This window comes from Streptomyces sp. NBC_00986, assembly GCF_045162565.1.
Taxonomy (GTDB): Bacteria; Actinomycetota; Actinomycetes; order Streptomycetales; family Streptomycetaceae; genus Streptomyces.
Genome location: NZ_CP108733.1, coordinates 1,905,399 through 1,920,356, shown reverse-complemented (window position 1 = coordinate 1,920,356; position 14,958 = coordinate 1,905,399). Strand labels below are relative to the sequence as shown.

12 protein-coding genes are annotated in these 14,958 nt (G+C 71.6%); 7 read left to right on the top strand and 5 right to left on the bottom strand.

Annotation, left to right across the window (positions count from 1 at the left end; translation table 11 throughout):
- Nucleotides 1-42 precede the first annotated feature (42 nt).
- Entirely contained in the window at nt 43-1,368 is a 1,326-nt protein-coding gene (locus OG504_RS08480) for a wax ester/triacylglycerol synthase family O-acyltransferase (RefSeq protein ID WP_405989195.1), read from the top strand.
- Nucleotides 1,369-1,472: 104 nt separating this feature from the next.
- Entirely contained in the window at nt 1,473-2,966 is a 1,494-nt protein-coding gene (locus tag OG504_RS08475; RefSeq protein WP_405989194.1) for an SDR family NAD(P)-dependent oxidoreductase, read from the top strand.
- A 13-nt stretch (nt 2,967-2,979) separates the two neighbouring features.
- Here OG504_RS08475 and OG504_RS08470 read toward each other — a convergent pair whose 3' ends face one another.
- From OG504_RS08470 to OG504_RS08460, 3 genes are all read right to left on the bottom strand, one after another.
- Nucleotides 2,980-3,789 (bottom strand): SDR family oxidoreductase, encoded by an 810-nt coding sequence (locus tag OG504_RS08470; protein WP_405989193.1) that lies wholly within the window; start codon nt 3,787-3,789, stop codon nt 2,980-2,982.
- Between the two features lie 25 nt (nt 3,790-3,814).
- Entirely contained in the window at nt 3,815-4,390 is a 576-nt protein-coding gene (locus OG504_RS08465; RefSeq protein WP_405989192.1) for an HD domain-containing protein, read from the bottom strand.
- Nucleotides 4,391-4,486: 96 nt separating this feature from the next.
- Entirely contained in the window at nt 4,487-5,509 is a 1,023-nt protein-coding gene (locus OG504_RS08460) for an LLM class flavin-dependent oxidoreductase (RefSeq protein ID WP_405989191.1), read from the bottom strand.
- Between the two features lie 191 nt (nt 5,510-5,700).
- Here OG504_RS08460 and OG504_RS08455 point away from each other — a divergent pair, with 191 nt between their 5' ends.
- Nucleotides 5,701-6,540, top strand: coding sequence for a serine hydrolase (locus OG504_RS08455; RefSeq protein ID WP_405989190.1), 840 nt, complete (start codon nt 5,701-5,703; stop codon nt 6,538-6,540).
- A 48-nt stretch (nt 6,541-6,588) separates the two neighbouring features.
- On the opposite strand, the gene OG504_RS08450 is transcribed toward OG504_RS08455, so the two are convergent.
- Nucleotides 6,589-7,257: a peptidase E gene (locus OG504_RS08450; protein ID WP_405989189.1), complete on the bottom strand. Its 669-nt coding sequence runs from the start codon at nt 7,255-7,257 to the stop codon at nt 6,589-6,591.
- 65 nt (nt 7,258-7,322) lie between these two features.
- Complete coding sequence (locus OG504_RS08445; protein WP_405989188.1) at nt 7,323-10,136, bottom strand: AAA family ATPase; 2,814 nt, start codon at nt 10,134-10,136, stop codon at nt 7,323-7,325.
- A 185-nt stretch (nt 10,137-10,321) separates the two neighbouring features.
- On the opposite strand from OG504_RS08445, the gene OG504_RS08440 reads away from it, so the two are divergent.
- The 4 genes from OG504_RS08440 (at nt 10,322) to OG504_RS08425 (ending at nt 14,918) form a co-directional block, all read left to right on the top strand.
- Nucleotides 10,322-11,014, top strand: a complete 693-nt coding sequence (locus tag OG504_RS08440) for an alpha/beta fold hydrolase (RefSeq protein WP_405989187.1) — start codon at nt 10,322-10,324, stop codon at nt 11,012-11,014.
- An 80-nt stretch (nt 11,015-11,094) separates the two neighbouring features.
- A complete protein-coding gene (locus tag OG504_RS08435) occupies nt 11,095-11,799 on the top strand; it encodes an alpha/beta fold hydrolase (protein ID WP_405989186.1) in 705 nt (234 codons plus the stop codon).
- Between the two features lie 248 nt (nt 11,800-12,047).
- On the top strand, nt 12,048-12,281 hold the full coding sequence (locus OG504_RS08430; protein WP_405989185.1) for a hypothetical protein: 234 nt from the start codon (nt 12,048-12,050) through the stop codon (nt 12,279-12,281).
- Nucleotides 12,282-12,557: 276 nt separating this feature from the next.
- On the top strand, nt 12,558-14,918 hold the full coding sequence (locus tag OG504_RS08425; protein ID WP_405996280.1) for an FdhF/YdeP family oxidoreductase: 2,361 nt from the start codon (nt 12,558-12,560) through the stop codon (nt 14,916-14,918).
- Nucleotides 14,919-14,958: the final 40 nt, after the last annotated feature.

Genomic DNA, 14,958 nt, shown 5'->3' with positions numbered 1-14,958 from the left:
GCTTGACTGCTGGCTCACCCCTAGTCGACGCGAGGCAAGCAATTGACTTCTGACCTGCTCGCTCCTCTCGACCTTGCGTTCTGGAACATCGAGTCCGACCGGAACCCGATGCACCTGGGCGCACTCGGCGTCTTCTCGGCACACTCGCCGACCGCGGGAGCCCACGCCGCCGACCTCCTCGCCGCCCGTGCCGCCGCCGTCCCCGGGCTGCGGATGCGCATCCGGGACGTGTGGCAGCCGCTGTCGCTGTCCTTCGGGAGCGCCACCCGCGAGGCCGATCCCGACTTCGACCCGCTGCACCACGTGCGGCTGCATGCCCCGACCGCCGACTTCCAGGAGGACGCGGGGCGGCTCATGGAACGCCCGCTGGAGCGCGGCCGGCCCCCGTGGGAAGCCCATGTGCTGCCCGGCGAGGACGGTGTCTCGTTCGCGGTGCTGTTCAAGTTCCACCACGCCCTGGCCGACGGACTGCGGGCGCTGACCCTCGCCGCCGCCATCCTCGACCCGATGGACATGCCCGAGCGCCGCCCACGCCCCGCGGAACCCGCGCGCGGCATCGTCCCCGACGTGCGCAAGCTGCCCGAACTGGTCCGCGGCGCCCTGTCCGACGTCGGCCGGGCCCTCGACATCGGGGCGTCCGTCGCCCGCTCCACCCTGGACGTCCGCTCGTCCTCGGCGCTGACCTCCGAACCCTCGGGCACCCGCCGTACCGCCGGAGTCGTCATCGACCTCGACGACGTGCACCGCATCCGCAAGACCGTCGGCGGCACCGTCAACGACGTGCTCATCGCGGTCGTCGCCGGCGCCCTGCGCAGCTGGCTCGACGAACGCGGTGACGGCAGCGAGGGCGTCGCGCCCCGCGCCCTGATCCCGGTCTCCAAACGCCGCCCGCGCTCCGCTCAGCCACAGGGCAACCGGCTCTCCGGCTATCTGATACGGCTGCCCGTCGACGACCCGGACCCCCTCGCCCGGCTCGACTCCGTGCGCGCCGCCATGGACCGCAACAAGGACGCGGGACCCAACCGGGGCGCCGGCGCCGTCGCCCTGCTCGCCGACCACGTTCCCGCGCTCGGTCACCGCCTCGGCGGACCCTTCGCCGCGCAGGCCGCCCGGCTCTGGTTCGACATCCTCGTCACCAGCGTCCCGCTGCCCGGCATCGGCCTGAAGCTCGGCGGCAACCCGGTCACCGCGGTCTTCCCGTTCGCCCCGCTGGCCCGCGGCCAGTCCCTCGCGGTCGCCGTCTCGACGTACCGCGGACAGGTCCACTACGGCCTTGTCGCCGACGCCGAGGCCGTACCCGATCTCGATGTGTTCGCCCGCGCGCTGACCGAGGAGGTGGAGACGCTCATCACCGCCTGCGGGTCGTGACCTGGAGCGGGTTTGGTGCTGCGGCCCGGCGCTCCGTAAAATTCCCGGTTCGACGGTGTGCGCGATCGAGCGCCCCGCGGACGACCCAAGGAAACGGCAGCGCGATGACGGTGACAGAGGACGGCTCCATGACCCCGGACGAGGTCGTGTACGGGCCCGGCATCGACCCCGAGCGGCTGGCCGTCTGCCTCAGCGTGCTCGACGAACTCGAGAGGATCGACGTCGACCACCCCGACGCGATCACCGTCCGCCGCGCCACCGCGGGCATCTACCGCAGCGTCAAGCAGCGCCGCCGCCAGGAGCGCCGGGCCGCGAAGACCGCGCACGACAAGGCCGTCACCGAGTCCACGGCGACCGGCTCCGCCCAGCGCATCGACGACGAGACCGAGGGCCTGCTCCCGTCGTCGGTGACGGAGGAGGGCCGGATCGCCGGGATACTCCAGCGGCCGCGCTCCTGCTACACCTGCAAGACCCGGTACGTGGAAGTCGACTACTTCTACCACCAGCTCTGTCCCGACTGCGCCCGCCTGAACCGCGAGAAGCGCGACGACCACGCCGACCTCACCGGCAAGCGCGCCCTGCTCACCGGCGGCCGCGCCAAGATCGGCATGTACATCGCGCTGCGGCTGCTGCGGGACGGCGCCCACACGACGATCACCACGCGCTTCCCGAAGGACGCGATCCGCCGCTTCAAGGCCATGGACGACTCGGGGGACTGGCTGCACCGCCTGGAGGTCGTCGGCACCGACCTGCGCGACCCGGCGCAGGTCGTCGCCCTGGCCGACCAGGTCGCCGAGGCGGGCCCCCTCGACATCCTCATCAACAACGCGACCCAGACCGTACGGCGCCTGCCGTCCGCCTACGCCGCCCTCGTCGACGGCGAGAGCGCCCCGCTGCCCGCCGGTGAACTCCCCGCCCACCACGTCATCGGCGCCTTCGGCTCCGGCGCGGTCGACGGCCTGGCCGCGCTGCCCGTCGGCATCAGCAGCCTGGACGCCCAGCAGGTCGCCGACCTCGCCCTGGTCGCGGGCAACGCCAGCGTCGCCAGACACCTCGACGGCACCGCGATCGACGCCGGCGGCCTGGTCCCCGACGTCGTCGACACCAACACCTGGGTGCAGACCATCGAGCAGATCTCCCCGGTGGAGCTGCTGGAGACCCAACTCTGCAACTACACAGCCCCGTTCATCCTCATCAGCAAGCTCCGCCCGGCCATGGCCGCAGCCGCCAAGGCCGCCAAGAGCGGACGCGCGTACATCGTCAACGTCTCCGCGATGGAGGGCGTCTTCGGCCGCGGCTACAAGGGCGCCGGGCACCCCAACACCAACGCCGCCAAGGCAGCCATGAACATGGTGACCCGCACCAGCGGCCAGGAGATGTTCCAGTCCGACGGCATCCTCATGACCTCCGTCGACACCGGCTGGATCACCGACGAACGCCCCCACTACGACAAGCTCCGCCTCGCCGAGGAGGGCTTCCACGCCCCGCTGGACCTGGTCGACGGCGCCGCCCGCGTCTACGACCCGATCGTGCTCGGCGAGCAGGGCGAGGACCTGTACGGGGTCTTCCTCAAGGACTACGCGCCCGGCAAGTGGTGACCGGCCTCTCTCGTCACGAGGGCTGAGGCGGCGCGGCCGACCTCAGCCGGTCGTGGACGGCGTATCCACCGGAGGTGTGCGCCGCCCTGACCCGGGTTCCGCCGTCCACCAGCAGATCCGCCCCGGTGATCCACTCGGCCTGGTCGGAGGCCAGCCACAGCACGGCCCGTGCGATGTCGGCCGGTTCCCCGATCCGGCCGAGCGGCAGCCCGGCGGCGACCTCCGCTTCACCGGGCTCCCACACGAACCGGGCCATCTCGGTGCGGACGAGCCCGGGGGAGACGGAGTTGACCCGCACCTTCGGCGCCAGCTCGCCGGCGAGCTGTGCGGTCAGATGCATCAACGCTGCTTTGCTGGTGCCGTACGCGCCCACGTTCGGCCCGACATGCCCGGCGCCCTCCGTGCACACGTTGACCACCGCGCCGCCGTGCTCCCGCATCCACGCCCGCCACACGCACTGCACCAACCGCAGTGGCGCCTCGACGTTCACCGTGAACGCCGTCCGCCACGCGTCCGGATCGGCGTCCATGAGCGGGCCGTACGGCTGGTTCGTCGCCGCGTTGTTGACGACCACGTCGATCCGCCCGAACGCGCGCAACGCCAACTCGGCCAGTTCGCGCAGGTGTTCCGGGTCGGCGACGTCCCCGGCCAGACCGACACCGCCCAACTCCTCGGCGGTGCGCCGCACTTCGTCGGCGTTCCGCGCGCTCACGCACACCAGCGCACCGGCCCCGGCGAACGCCTCGGCGACCGCGCGCCCGATCCCGCGGGTGCCTCCGGTGACCAGGACGGCCCGGCCTCGCAGCCCGTACGACGACGTCATCGCCGTACCGTCTCATGACGGACCGTCAGTCGACAGCCCCCAGGCGGGAGTTGGGGATCCGTGAGTTCCGTGCGGCCACGATGTCCAGGACCGTGCGCCAGTCCTCCAGGACCCCGGCGTCGAGGCCGACGACCTTGCCCGCGTCGTCGGCCTGGCGCAGGGTGATCGCGTCGTCGGCGAGCGGGTCGCGCTCGAAGGTGGCGGCCTCGGCGGGGGACATGGGGCCGCCCTGTGCGCGGAGGGTCAGTGCGCTCTGCGCGGACAGGGCGCGGCCGGGGGAGGAGGTCGCCAGGTAGCGCTTCGCGGGTACGTGCAGGCGGACCAGGTGGGCGACCCGTTCGCCGAGCAGGGCGCGGACGGCGTCCGCCGCGTGGTCCGCGTGTCCGGCGTCGTCGCCGGATCGCAGCAGATGCCCGATGTCGTGGACCAGGCCGGCCACCTGAAGTTCCTTGTCGGCGGGGCGACTTCGGCGCAGCAACGCGGCCGTCTGCAGCGCGTGGTCGTGCAGATCGACCGGATCACCGCTGCGGTCGGGGGTGTCCCAGGCGCCCCGACACGCGTACAGCAGATCCATCAGCTCCTCGACGCTGCGCAACTCCATGCGTCAGTCCTCCCGCGAGACAGCCTGTGCGGAACGCCAGGAGATCATGGCGAGCTTTCGACTCAGCCAACGGGACCTGAACTGCGCGACCCGCGCTCAGCGCCAGCCGAGCTCCGGTGCCACCTGGGTCAGGATGCTCTCCAGCACGTGGGCGTTGTAGTCGACCCCGAGCTGGTTCGGGACGGTCAGCAGGAGGGTGTCCGCGGCCTGGATGGCCTCGTCCTCCTGGAGCTGCTTCACCAGGACGTCCGGCTCGGCGGCGTACGAGCGTCCGAAGATCGCCCTGGTCGTGTCGTCGATCATGCCGACCTGGTCGCGCGAGTTGCGGTCGTTGCCGAAGTAGGCCCGGTCCATGTCGTCGGTCAGGGCGAAGATGCTGCGGCTGACGGACACCCGCGGCTCGTGCGCGTGGCCCGCCTCCTTGTACGCCTCGCGGTACGCCTCGATCTGCTTGCGTTGCTGGACGTGCAGCGGTTCGCCGGTCTCGTCGTCCTTCAGGGTCGAACTCTGCAGGTTCATCCCCAGCTGCGCGGCCCAGACGGCGGTCGCGTTCGAGCTGGAGCCCCACCAGATCCGGTCGCGCAGCCCCTCGGAGTACGGCTCGACGCGCAGCAGCCCCGGCGGGTTGGCGAACATCGGCCGCGGGTTCGGCCGCGCGAAGCCCTCGCCCTCGATCACCTTGAGGAAGGCCTCGGCGTGCTGACGGGCCATGTCAGCGCCGGTCTCGCCCTCCGCGGGCGCGTAGCCGAAGTAGCGCCAGCCGTCGATCACCTGCTCCGGTGAGCCGCGGCTGATGCCGAGCTGCAGCCGGCCGCCGGAGATGAGGTCGGCGGCGCCCGCGTTCTCGGCCATGTAGAGCGGGTTCTCGTAGCGCATGTCGATCACGCCGGTGCCGATCTCGATCTTCGAGGTCCGCGCGCCGATGGCCGAGAGCAGCGGGAACGGGCTGCCCGCCTGCTGTGCGAAGTGGTGCACGCGGAAGTACGCGCCGTCCACGCCCAGCTCCTCGGCGGCGACCGCCAGGTCGATGGACTGGTGCAGGAAGTCCGCGGCCGACCGGGTCTGGGAGTGCGGACTCGGAGACCAGTGACCAAAGGAGAGAAAACCAATCTTCTTCACGCAGGCCACAGCGCCCGGCAGCCACGTTTGATTCCCTCCCGCCGGCACACGGCGGCGGCGCCTGAAGCTGTGTCTATCTTCACAAAACGTGCTCTTGGGTCCATTTCGTGGCACCGGTCACCTCATGGAACCGTCGCCTCGCCTACGTTCGCAGGTCTGTTCCCCGCCCCCGAACTGCCGAGGTCCCATCCATGCCGTACCGCCAGAATCCCCGCTCGACCACACGCAGCGTCGGCGCGCCCGGCGTCCGCGCGGCGCTGCTCACCGGCTCCGTGGCCGCCCTGCTCGCGGTCGGCTTGGTCGGTCCGGCCTCGGCAGCCGGTAGCACGCACGCGCGCGTGACGACCGCCGTGCTGGATCTGGACCACCCCGCCCGGAGTGCACAGGTGCGCGGGAAGGACGTCCCCTACGACACGGCCAGCATCGTCAAGGTCGACATACTCTCCGCGTTGCTCGTCCAGGCGCAGGACGCCGGTCGTGGCCTCACCCAGCAGGAGCGCACCCTGGCCGAGGCGATGATCGAGCACAGCGACAACGACGCGGCGAACGCGCTCTGGCGGGAGATCGGCCGGGCGCCCGGCCTGGAGGCGGTGAACAGGCGGCTCGGCCTGTCCTCGACCGTGGGCGGGGCCGGCGGCCTGTGGGGACTCACGCGCACCACGGCCACCGACCAGGTCCGCCTGCTGGGCGCGGTGTTCGCCGACGGCGGGACCTCGTCCGCGAGCGGGTCCGCACTGACGAAGACGTCCCAGAGCTATCTCCGTACGCTGATGACCCGCATCGCCGCCGGACAGTCGTGGGGTGTCTCGGCGGCCTCCGACGGCGGCGCCGGATGGGCGCTCAAGAACGGCTGGCTGCAGCGCAGCACCACCGGCCTGTGGGACATCAACAGCGTCGGACGAGTTACGTCGGGAACGCACCACTACCTCGTCGCGGTCCTCTCCGACGGCAACGCGTCGATGACGGGCGGCATCGCGGCGGTCGAGAGCGCGGCCCGCACGGCGGTCTCCTCGGCGCGGGCGGCCGGCTGACGGCACGGAGCCGCGAAAGCCGTCAGGGGCTCGCCTCCGCGCGTTGCGTCACGGGTGGTGCCGCCAGCGGCCTTCGGAGATGACGTCCACCTTGCCGTCCCGGACGCGGACGGCCGTGTCGTCGTCGATGAAGTAGATCGGGAAGTCCGCCCGCGCGGTGATGCGATCGGCCCAGGTGTCGTCCCGTTCGGGGAAGTTCGGCGAGTACAGGTGGGGCTTGAGGTACCAGTCGAAGAGGCCGAACGGCGGCTCCACGGTCGTCGCGCCGAGGACGTGGAGGTCCGCGGTGTCGCCGATGACGTCGGCGGAGTGTGCGGTGAGGTTGCGGCTGAAGATCATCGAGCCGGCGCTGACGCCCACGTAGACCCGGTTCTCCAGCGCGTCCAGGAAGCCGTCGGCCAGGCCGTTGCCGGTGATGCTGCGCGCGAGGTGGTAGTGGTTGCCGCCCTCGACGTAGACGACGTCGGCGTGCAGCAGCCGGTCGAGCACGAGGCGCCGGGGCAGGCCGTTCAGCTCCAGGACGTCGAACTCCCGCCAGCCGAGGCCGTACAGCCGGTTCATGTCCTCGACGAACCACCCGTGGTCCCCGGGCTCGGCGACCGACGCCGTGGGGACGTACACGACGTTCGCCGACCCGAACGGCTTTCCCAGCATGTCCCGCAGCGCGTCCCGCAGGGTCTCGTTGCGCAGGCCACTCGCCGTCAGCAGAAGGTTCATCGGGCGAGCCAAGCACGGCGGACGGGCACGCGCAACGAAGCCGGGATCCCGGAATCCCTTGTGCGTCACACCAGTTCGCCGCCGGTGTCCGGGGCCGACCGGCGGGTGCCGAGCCGGTTCGCGAGTTCCGTTCGTGAGCGTACGGAGAGTTTGCGGTAGATCCGGGTGAGGTTGGCCTCGACGGTCTTGACGGACATGAACAGCAGGTCCGCGGTCTCCTGGTTGGAGCGGCCCTCCCCGACGAGTTCGGCCACGCGGTGTTCGCTCGCCGTCAGTGTGCCGGTGGCGGGGCGCAGTCCGGTGCGTTCGGCCTCGGCGAGCGCTCGTTCCGACCAGCGCGGCACACCGAGCTCGTCGAAGGCGCGAGCGGCCGCGTTCAGGGTCTCGTTGGCGAGGGCCTTGTGGCCCGCGCGGCGGTAGACCTGTCCCAGCGCCAGCCGGGACCGGGCCGCCTCGAAGGGGCTTTCCGCGTCCGGCAGTCGGACGATCGCCCGGAGCTGGGCCAGCGCCTCCTCGATGTCTCCGGCGGCGGCCGTCAGCAGGGCCTGGCACCGGTCCGCGGCGACCGCCGCCTCCGGCTGGCCGGCCGCCGCCTGGCGCCGCAGGATGCCGATGGCGGTGCGGGCCTCGTCGTGGGAGCCCGTCTGCAGTGCCGCGTCGCAGTGGTCGACGGCCCACAGGAGTTGCTCCAGAGCGACCATCCCGGTGGCGGTGAGGATGCCGGCGACCTCGCGCAGGGCGCCGAGCGCCGCCGGCCAGTCGCGGGCCGAGGCCTCGATGAACCCCAGGAGGGCGAGGACGATGCCCCGCCAGTAGGTCGAGGAGCTGACGAGCGGCCGGGCGACCGCGCGCCGGGCGCAGCTCCGGGCCTCGTCGAGGTTCCCCTCGTACGCCGTCACCAGGATCCTGGCCATGTCCTCCTGCAGGGCCCCGGTGGAACTCGTCCAGGCCCCGGAGTGGTCCGCCTCCCGGAGCGCGGCACGGGCCTCGCGGAATTCCGAGCGGCGGACGAGGACGAGGATCAGACACATGTAGAGGTACGACAGGTCGGCGTACCGTCCGGCGTCGACCGCCGAGGCGATGGCGTCGCGTGTGTGCCCTTCGGCCGCCGGGTCGTGCCATGAGGCGAAGAACGCGTGCATCCAGGCCCACTCCCATCCCTCCGGCGGCTGGTCCCGGCCCGCGCCGGTGGCCAGCTCCCGGAATTCGTGAAGTGACCGTCCGGGGACGCCGGTTCCCCAGAGCCGTTCGATGGCCTGGCGCTGGGTGAGGGCGGCGAGCTGGATGTCCTGGCGCCGGTGTGCCGCGGCCTGGACGAGCGCCATCTGGGTGAGCCGCAGCGCGAGGCCGCCCCGGCCCTCCATGCGGTGATGTCTGCCGAGTCTGTACAGGATCTCGGCGCGGAGCTCGCCGTCGGGCGGCGAGAGCCGGAAGGCCTGTTCGGCGAAGAGCCGCCCCGAGGGGATGTCGTCGGCCAACTGCGAACGCCGGACCATCACTTGGGCCTGCCGCTCGGGGAGCCCGGCCAGGGCGGTGGCCCGGTCCAAGGCCGTTCGGGCCGCCTCCTCGTCGCCGGCGTCGACGTAGTTGTCCGCCGCGCGCAGCCAGCGGCCGAAGGCGGCCTGCCCGTCGTCTCCGTACGGCGTGGCCAGCGCGGCACCCTCCAGCAGCTCCCCGGCCAGCTGCCGGGCCCCGCGGGCGCGTGAGATGCCGGCGGCCCGTTCCAGTTCCCCGGCGACCCGGTCGTCGGGGACGGTGATGGACTTCGTGCGGTGGCGTGCGCGTTCCACCGGATCGTCGAGGGTGTCGGCGAGGAGCCGGTGGGCGCGGCGGCGGTCCGCCGGGGCGGCGGCGTCGTAGAGGGCCGAGGCCAGCAGCGGGTGGGCGAAGGCGACGGCGGACTCGGCGCCCACGGTGGCCACGTCGGCGTCGGCGGCGGCTTCCAGGGCCGATGCGAGCCGGTCCGGCGCGACGATCGCCTGCAGTTGAGCGAGGGTCAGCCGGCCCGCCGCGGACACCAGGGTGAGGACGTCACGGGCGTCGTCCGGCAGTCGTGTCACGCGCTCGCCGAGCAGTCCGGCCAGGGTGGGCGGGACCGGGAAGACGGGATCGTTGCCCCGCCAGGTGATGCCACCCCGATGCGGCCCGTCGGCCTGCATGGCCTTGGCGATCTCCAGGGCCAGGAACGGATTTCCGGCACTGGCGCGCGCGACTCCGGCGCACCTCGGCGGGGTCCACCGGGGGCCCAGGCGGCTGCGCAGCAGTTGTCCGACGGCCCGTTCGTCCAGGGGGCGCAGCACGAGGTCGCGGCGCGGCTCGGTCAGACTGCGCAGCAGGTCGGTGCCGGTGTCCGGGTCCGGCCGGGTCGCGACCAGGACGCTCAGCCGGTCCGGCCCGGTGGAGACGCCGCGGACCGCGAACCCGAGGCTGCCCACGCTCGACTGGTCGAGCCACTGGAGGTCGTCGATGAACAGCGCCACCGGCTCCGACCGGCACAGGTGATCGAGCACACCCCGGACGGCCAGGGGCACCGCCAGCGCACTGACCTCGGGCCCGTCGGGTTCGGCGTGCTGCAACGCGACCGCCAGGGCGTGCCGTTGAGGCTGCGGAAGGTGCCGGTCGATCCCCTCCGGACACTGGCCGATCAGCTCGGCCAGCCCGGCGAACGGCAGACCCCGCTCGAACTGCGTCGGGGTGATCGCCAGCACCCTCCGCCCCTGACGGCGTGCCAGCTGTTTCGCGACCTTCATCAGGCTGGTCTTGCCCGCGCCCGGAGCGCCGACGGCGACGACGCTCCCGCCCCCGGCCAACAGCTCGTCCACGACGTGCACGGCGTCCTCGCGGCCGTACAACTCATGCTTGATCCCTGCCTCGTTCACGCACACATCATCGACATGTCTCGCACATCCGTGTCGAGGGTTCCGCGATTTCCGACGGGGTCCCCGCCCCGCCGTCGAGGGTTTCCCCTGATGCCTCCCTCCGCGCCCCGGCCGGAAGCTGGACCCGCAGCGAGAACAAGGAAGTCGACGGAAGCCGACGCAGGTCGCTTCGCAGGGAGAGGGTCATGAGCGAGATCAAGAACGTCGTTCTCGTCCACGGCGGTTTCGTGGACGGATCGGGATGGCAGGAGGTGCACAAACTGCTCACGGCGGACGGCTTCCGGGTGGCGGTGGTCCAGAACCCGACCCTGTCGTTGGCCGGTGACGTCCTGGCCACACTGCGGATCGTGCGGTCACTGGACGGCCCGTGCGTGCTCGTCGGCCACTCCTACGGCGGAGCGGTGATCACCGAGGCCGGACTCGACGAGAAGGTGGCCGCCCTCGCCTACATCGCCGCGTTCGCGCCCGACGCGGGCGAGTCGGTCAACACCCTGATCGCGGATCCGCCGCCCGGCGCCCCGGTCCCGCCGATCGTGCCGTCCCCGGACGGGTTCCTGTTCCTGGACCGGGAGCAGTTCCACACCTCGTTCGCCGCCGACCTGCCCGCGACCGAGGCGGGCTTCATGGCGGACTCCCAGGTCGCCTGGGGCACGGACGCGCTCGGCGGCCAGATCACCCGGCCCGCCTGGCGCACCAAGCCGTCCTGGTACCTGGTCGCCACCGACGACCGGATGATCCCGCCGGCCGCCCAGCGCATGATGGCCGACCGCGCCGGCGCCAACGTGGGGGAGGTCGCCGCGAGCCATTCCGTGTACGTCTCCCAGCCGCAGGCCACCGCCGACCTCATCAAGCAGGCCGCGGCTTCGGCCGGCCACTGAACTCGCCCCCAGGGTGCGAGCGTTCCAGTCATTTCCCCGAACGAACCCGAGCAGACGTCTCGGACGAAGGAGGCAGTGTCGTGACCACAGGTCAGGAAGTGAAGAACATCGTGCTGGTGCACGGTGGTTTCGTGGACGGCTCCGGCTGGCAGGGGGTGTACGACCAGCTGGTCCCCGACGGCTACCGGGTCTTCGTCGTGCAGAACGCGACGCTGTCGCTGGCCGACGACGTCGCCACGACCCGGCAGGTCCTGGACGGGCTCGACGGCCCCGCCGTGCTGGTGGGCCACTCCTACGGCGGCGCGGTCATCACCGAGGCCGGCACCCACCCCAACGTCGCCGCGCTCGCCTACATCGCCGCGTTCGCGCCCGACAAGGGCGAGTCGGTCAACACCCTGATCGCGGACCCGCCGCCCGGCGCTCCGGTTCCGCCGATCCTGCCGCCCCAGGACGGGTTCCTCTTCCTGGACCGGGAGAAGTTCGCGGCCTCGTTCGCCGCGGACGTACCCGAGAAGCTCGCCGCGTTCATGGCCGACTCGCAGGTCCCCTGGGGCGTGGAGGCGCTCGGCGGCGCGGTCACCGACCCCGCCTGGCGGACCAGGCCGTCCTGGTACCTGGTCGCCACCGACGACCGCATGATCCCGCCACCCGCCCAGCGGATCATGTCCGAGCGGGCCGGGGCGACCGTCACCGAGACCGCCGGCAGCCACGCCGTGTACGTGTCCGACCCGGCCGCCGTGGCCGCGGTCATCGCCCGGGCCGCCACCGCCGTCAGCGGCCGCTAGAGGGACGGCGCCGTCGCGCCGCACGTACCGCCAGATCGACGCGCCCGGCAGCTTGCATCCGGTGCCGGGCGCGTCACCCGACCGGTACGCCCGAATGCCTTGACTCCCTTGATGGCACCGCTAGTTGTGGACGGACTCAACGCCATTGACGGCACCGCCAGTTGTCTGAGGCCCCCACACCGTTGACGGCGAAGCGTGTTGTAGACGGCCCCAACACCGTTGACAGCAGCGCGAGTCAAGGCATCGCGATGTCTGAGATCTTCCGCCGTCGGATGATTGTTCCCGCGCGGACCTCTCTCGGGCCGACCACACTCATGGAGGCCACCCAGCGCCCCTTCGGCGTGAATTGCTTCGCCGACGTCAGCACCGCCGCCCGGCGCGACGTCTACGCCAGGGGGCTGGTCGCCGGCGGCCAGGACAAGGTCATTCCGGCCGCGCTGGAGCGTTGGTTCTGCCGACGCGCGGGTGCCCGCGAGGCGTAGAGGCGCCCCGTCCTCCCGCGTCGCCATGACCAGCCACTCCGGCGTCACCCGCCCGCCTCATCAAGGCGGCGGCCGAGGCCATCGGCTGACCCGGCTTCCGTCGGCCCCGGGCCGTGTCGCCGTGGGGCGGGGCTCGTCGTCCGCCCAGCGTTGTCTCCCCGGGCTTCGCCGTGTGCGTCGGTCACCTCGAGCGGTAAAATCTGCCCATATCGGACAGGTGTGGGCAACGTCAGCGCGTATGCGATGACCGGCGTCGTGACAGCGAAGGGCACCACCATGGACCGCTCGGATTCCGAAGGACGTCCCGGCGACGACTTGGGGCGTGGAGCACCGGGGGTCGCGGCGCGCGGCCGTGGGCCCAATCGCCCCGGTGACATCTCGCAGGAGGACGACACGGCACCCTCGGCGGGGTGGGGTGCCGCGCGCAGTGTGACGCGGGTCCTCGCCAGGACCCGCGAGCCGGTCAGCGGGCCGCTGGCGATCGTGAGGATGAACCACGAGAACGGCGGGTTCGACTGCCCGGGGTGCGCGTGGCCCGACGACCGCAAGGGCCTGCACCTGGACATCTGCGAGAACGGGATCAAGCACGTCACCTGGGAGATGACCCGCAAGAAGGCCGGCCGGGAGTTCTTCGCCGCGCACACGGTCACCGAGCTGGCCGACTGGCCGGACCACGCGCTGGAGGACCAGGGCCGGCTGACGGAGCCGATGGTCTACGACGAGGCCACGGACACGTACGTCCCGATCTCCTGGCCGGACGCGTTCGCGCTGGTCGGGCAGACACTGCGCGGCCTGGACAGCCCCGACCAGGCCGCTTTCTACACGTCGGGCCGGCTCAACAACGAGGCGACGTTCCTCTACCAGCTGTGGGTGCGCGAGTTCGGCACCAACAACCTGCCGGACTGCTCCAACATGTGCCACGAGGCTTCCGGGCGTGCCCTGCAGGCCGCTCTGGGTACCGGCAAGGGCACATGCGACATCGCCGACTGGGACGCGGCCGACCTGCTGTTCGTCATGGGCGTGAACGCGGCGTCAAACGCCCCGCGCATGCTCACCACGCTCGCCAAGGCACACCGGCGCGGCGCACAGATCGTCCACGTCAACCCGCTCGTCGAGGCCGGGGCGCGACGCACGATCGTGCCGCACGAGTTCGCTGCGATGGCCGCCTTCCACGCCACCGCGACCGGGGACCAGAACGTGCAGGTCGGCATCGGCGGCGACCTCGCCCTGCTGCGCGGGGTCGCCAAGGCGGTGTTCGAGCGGGCCGAAGAGAACCCGGCGGTGCTCGACGCCGACTTCGTCGAACGGCACACCTCGGGCTTCGCGTCGTACCGCGACCTGGTGCGCGCCACCGACTGGGCCGAGCTGGTGCGGCAGTCCGGGGTGAGCGAGACCGAGATCCGCGAGGTCGCCGACCGCTACATGGCCGCCGACCGCACCGTCATCTCCTGGTGCCTCGGCGTCACCCAGCAGGACCACGGGGTGGACACCGTCCGCGAGATCGTGAACCTGCTGATGCTGCGCGGCAACCTGGGCCGCGAAGGCGCCGGCCCCTCGCCGGTGCGCGGCCACAGCAACGTCCAGGGCAACCGCACCTGCGGCATCGACCACCGCCCCACGCCCGAGTTCCTCGACGCGCTCGACGAGGTGTGCGGGATCTCCGCGCCCCGTGACCACGGTCTTGACACCGTCGGCACCATCAAGGCGATGCGGGACGGCCGGGTGAAGGTGTTCGTCGCGATGGGCGGCAACTTCGTCCTCGCCGCCCCCGACACCGACGCGACCACGGCCGCGCTGCGCACCACCGAACTGACCGTGCAGGTGAGCACGAAACTCAACCGCAGCCATCTCGTCCACGGCCGCAGGGCGCTCATCCTCCCGTGCCGGGGACGCACCGAGAAGGACACCCAGGCGACGGGGGAGCAGGGCGTGAGCGTCGAGGACGCGATGAGCGAGGTGCACCTCTCCTTCGGCATGCGCAAGCCGCCCGCCGAGACCCTCAGGTCCGAGTGCGCGATCGTCGCCGGGATGGCACGGGCGACACTGCCCGACTCGACAACACCGTGGGAGTGGTACGTCGAGGACTACGACCGGATCCGCGACACCATGGCCCAAGTCCTCCCGGGCTTCGAGGACTTCAACCGCCGGGTGCGCGAACCGCTCGGTTTCCGCATCACCCAGCCCGCCCGCGAGCGCGAGTTCCACACCGCGTCCGGCCGTGCCGAGTTCCACGCGAGCGAACTCCCCGACGTGATCCCGCCCCAGGGCATGCTCGTCCTCTCCACGATGCGCTCGCACGACCAGTGGAACACCACCGTGTACTCCGACGACGACCGTTACCGCGGGGTCAAGAACCTGCGCACCCTGCTCTTCATGAACCCCAAGGACATGGCCGACCGGGGCCTGGCCGAGTTCGACCTGATCGACATCACGAGCCACGCCCGCGACGGCAGCACCCGGTCGGTCTACGGCTACCGCGTCATCGCCTACGACATCCCGCCCGGCAGCGTCGCGGGCTACATGCCCGAACTCAACATCCTCTGCGGACTCGACGACTACAGCAGGCAGAGCGACCAGCCCCTGATGAAACACCAACTCGTCACCGCCACCCCGGCACAGGACGGGCGAACACTATGAACGCAATGATCGACGGGTAGTCCCCGCTCACGGCGGTTCC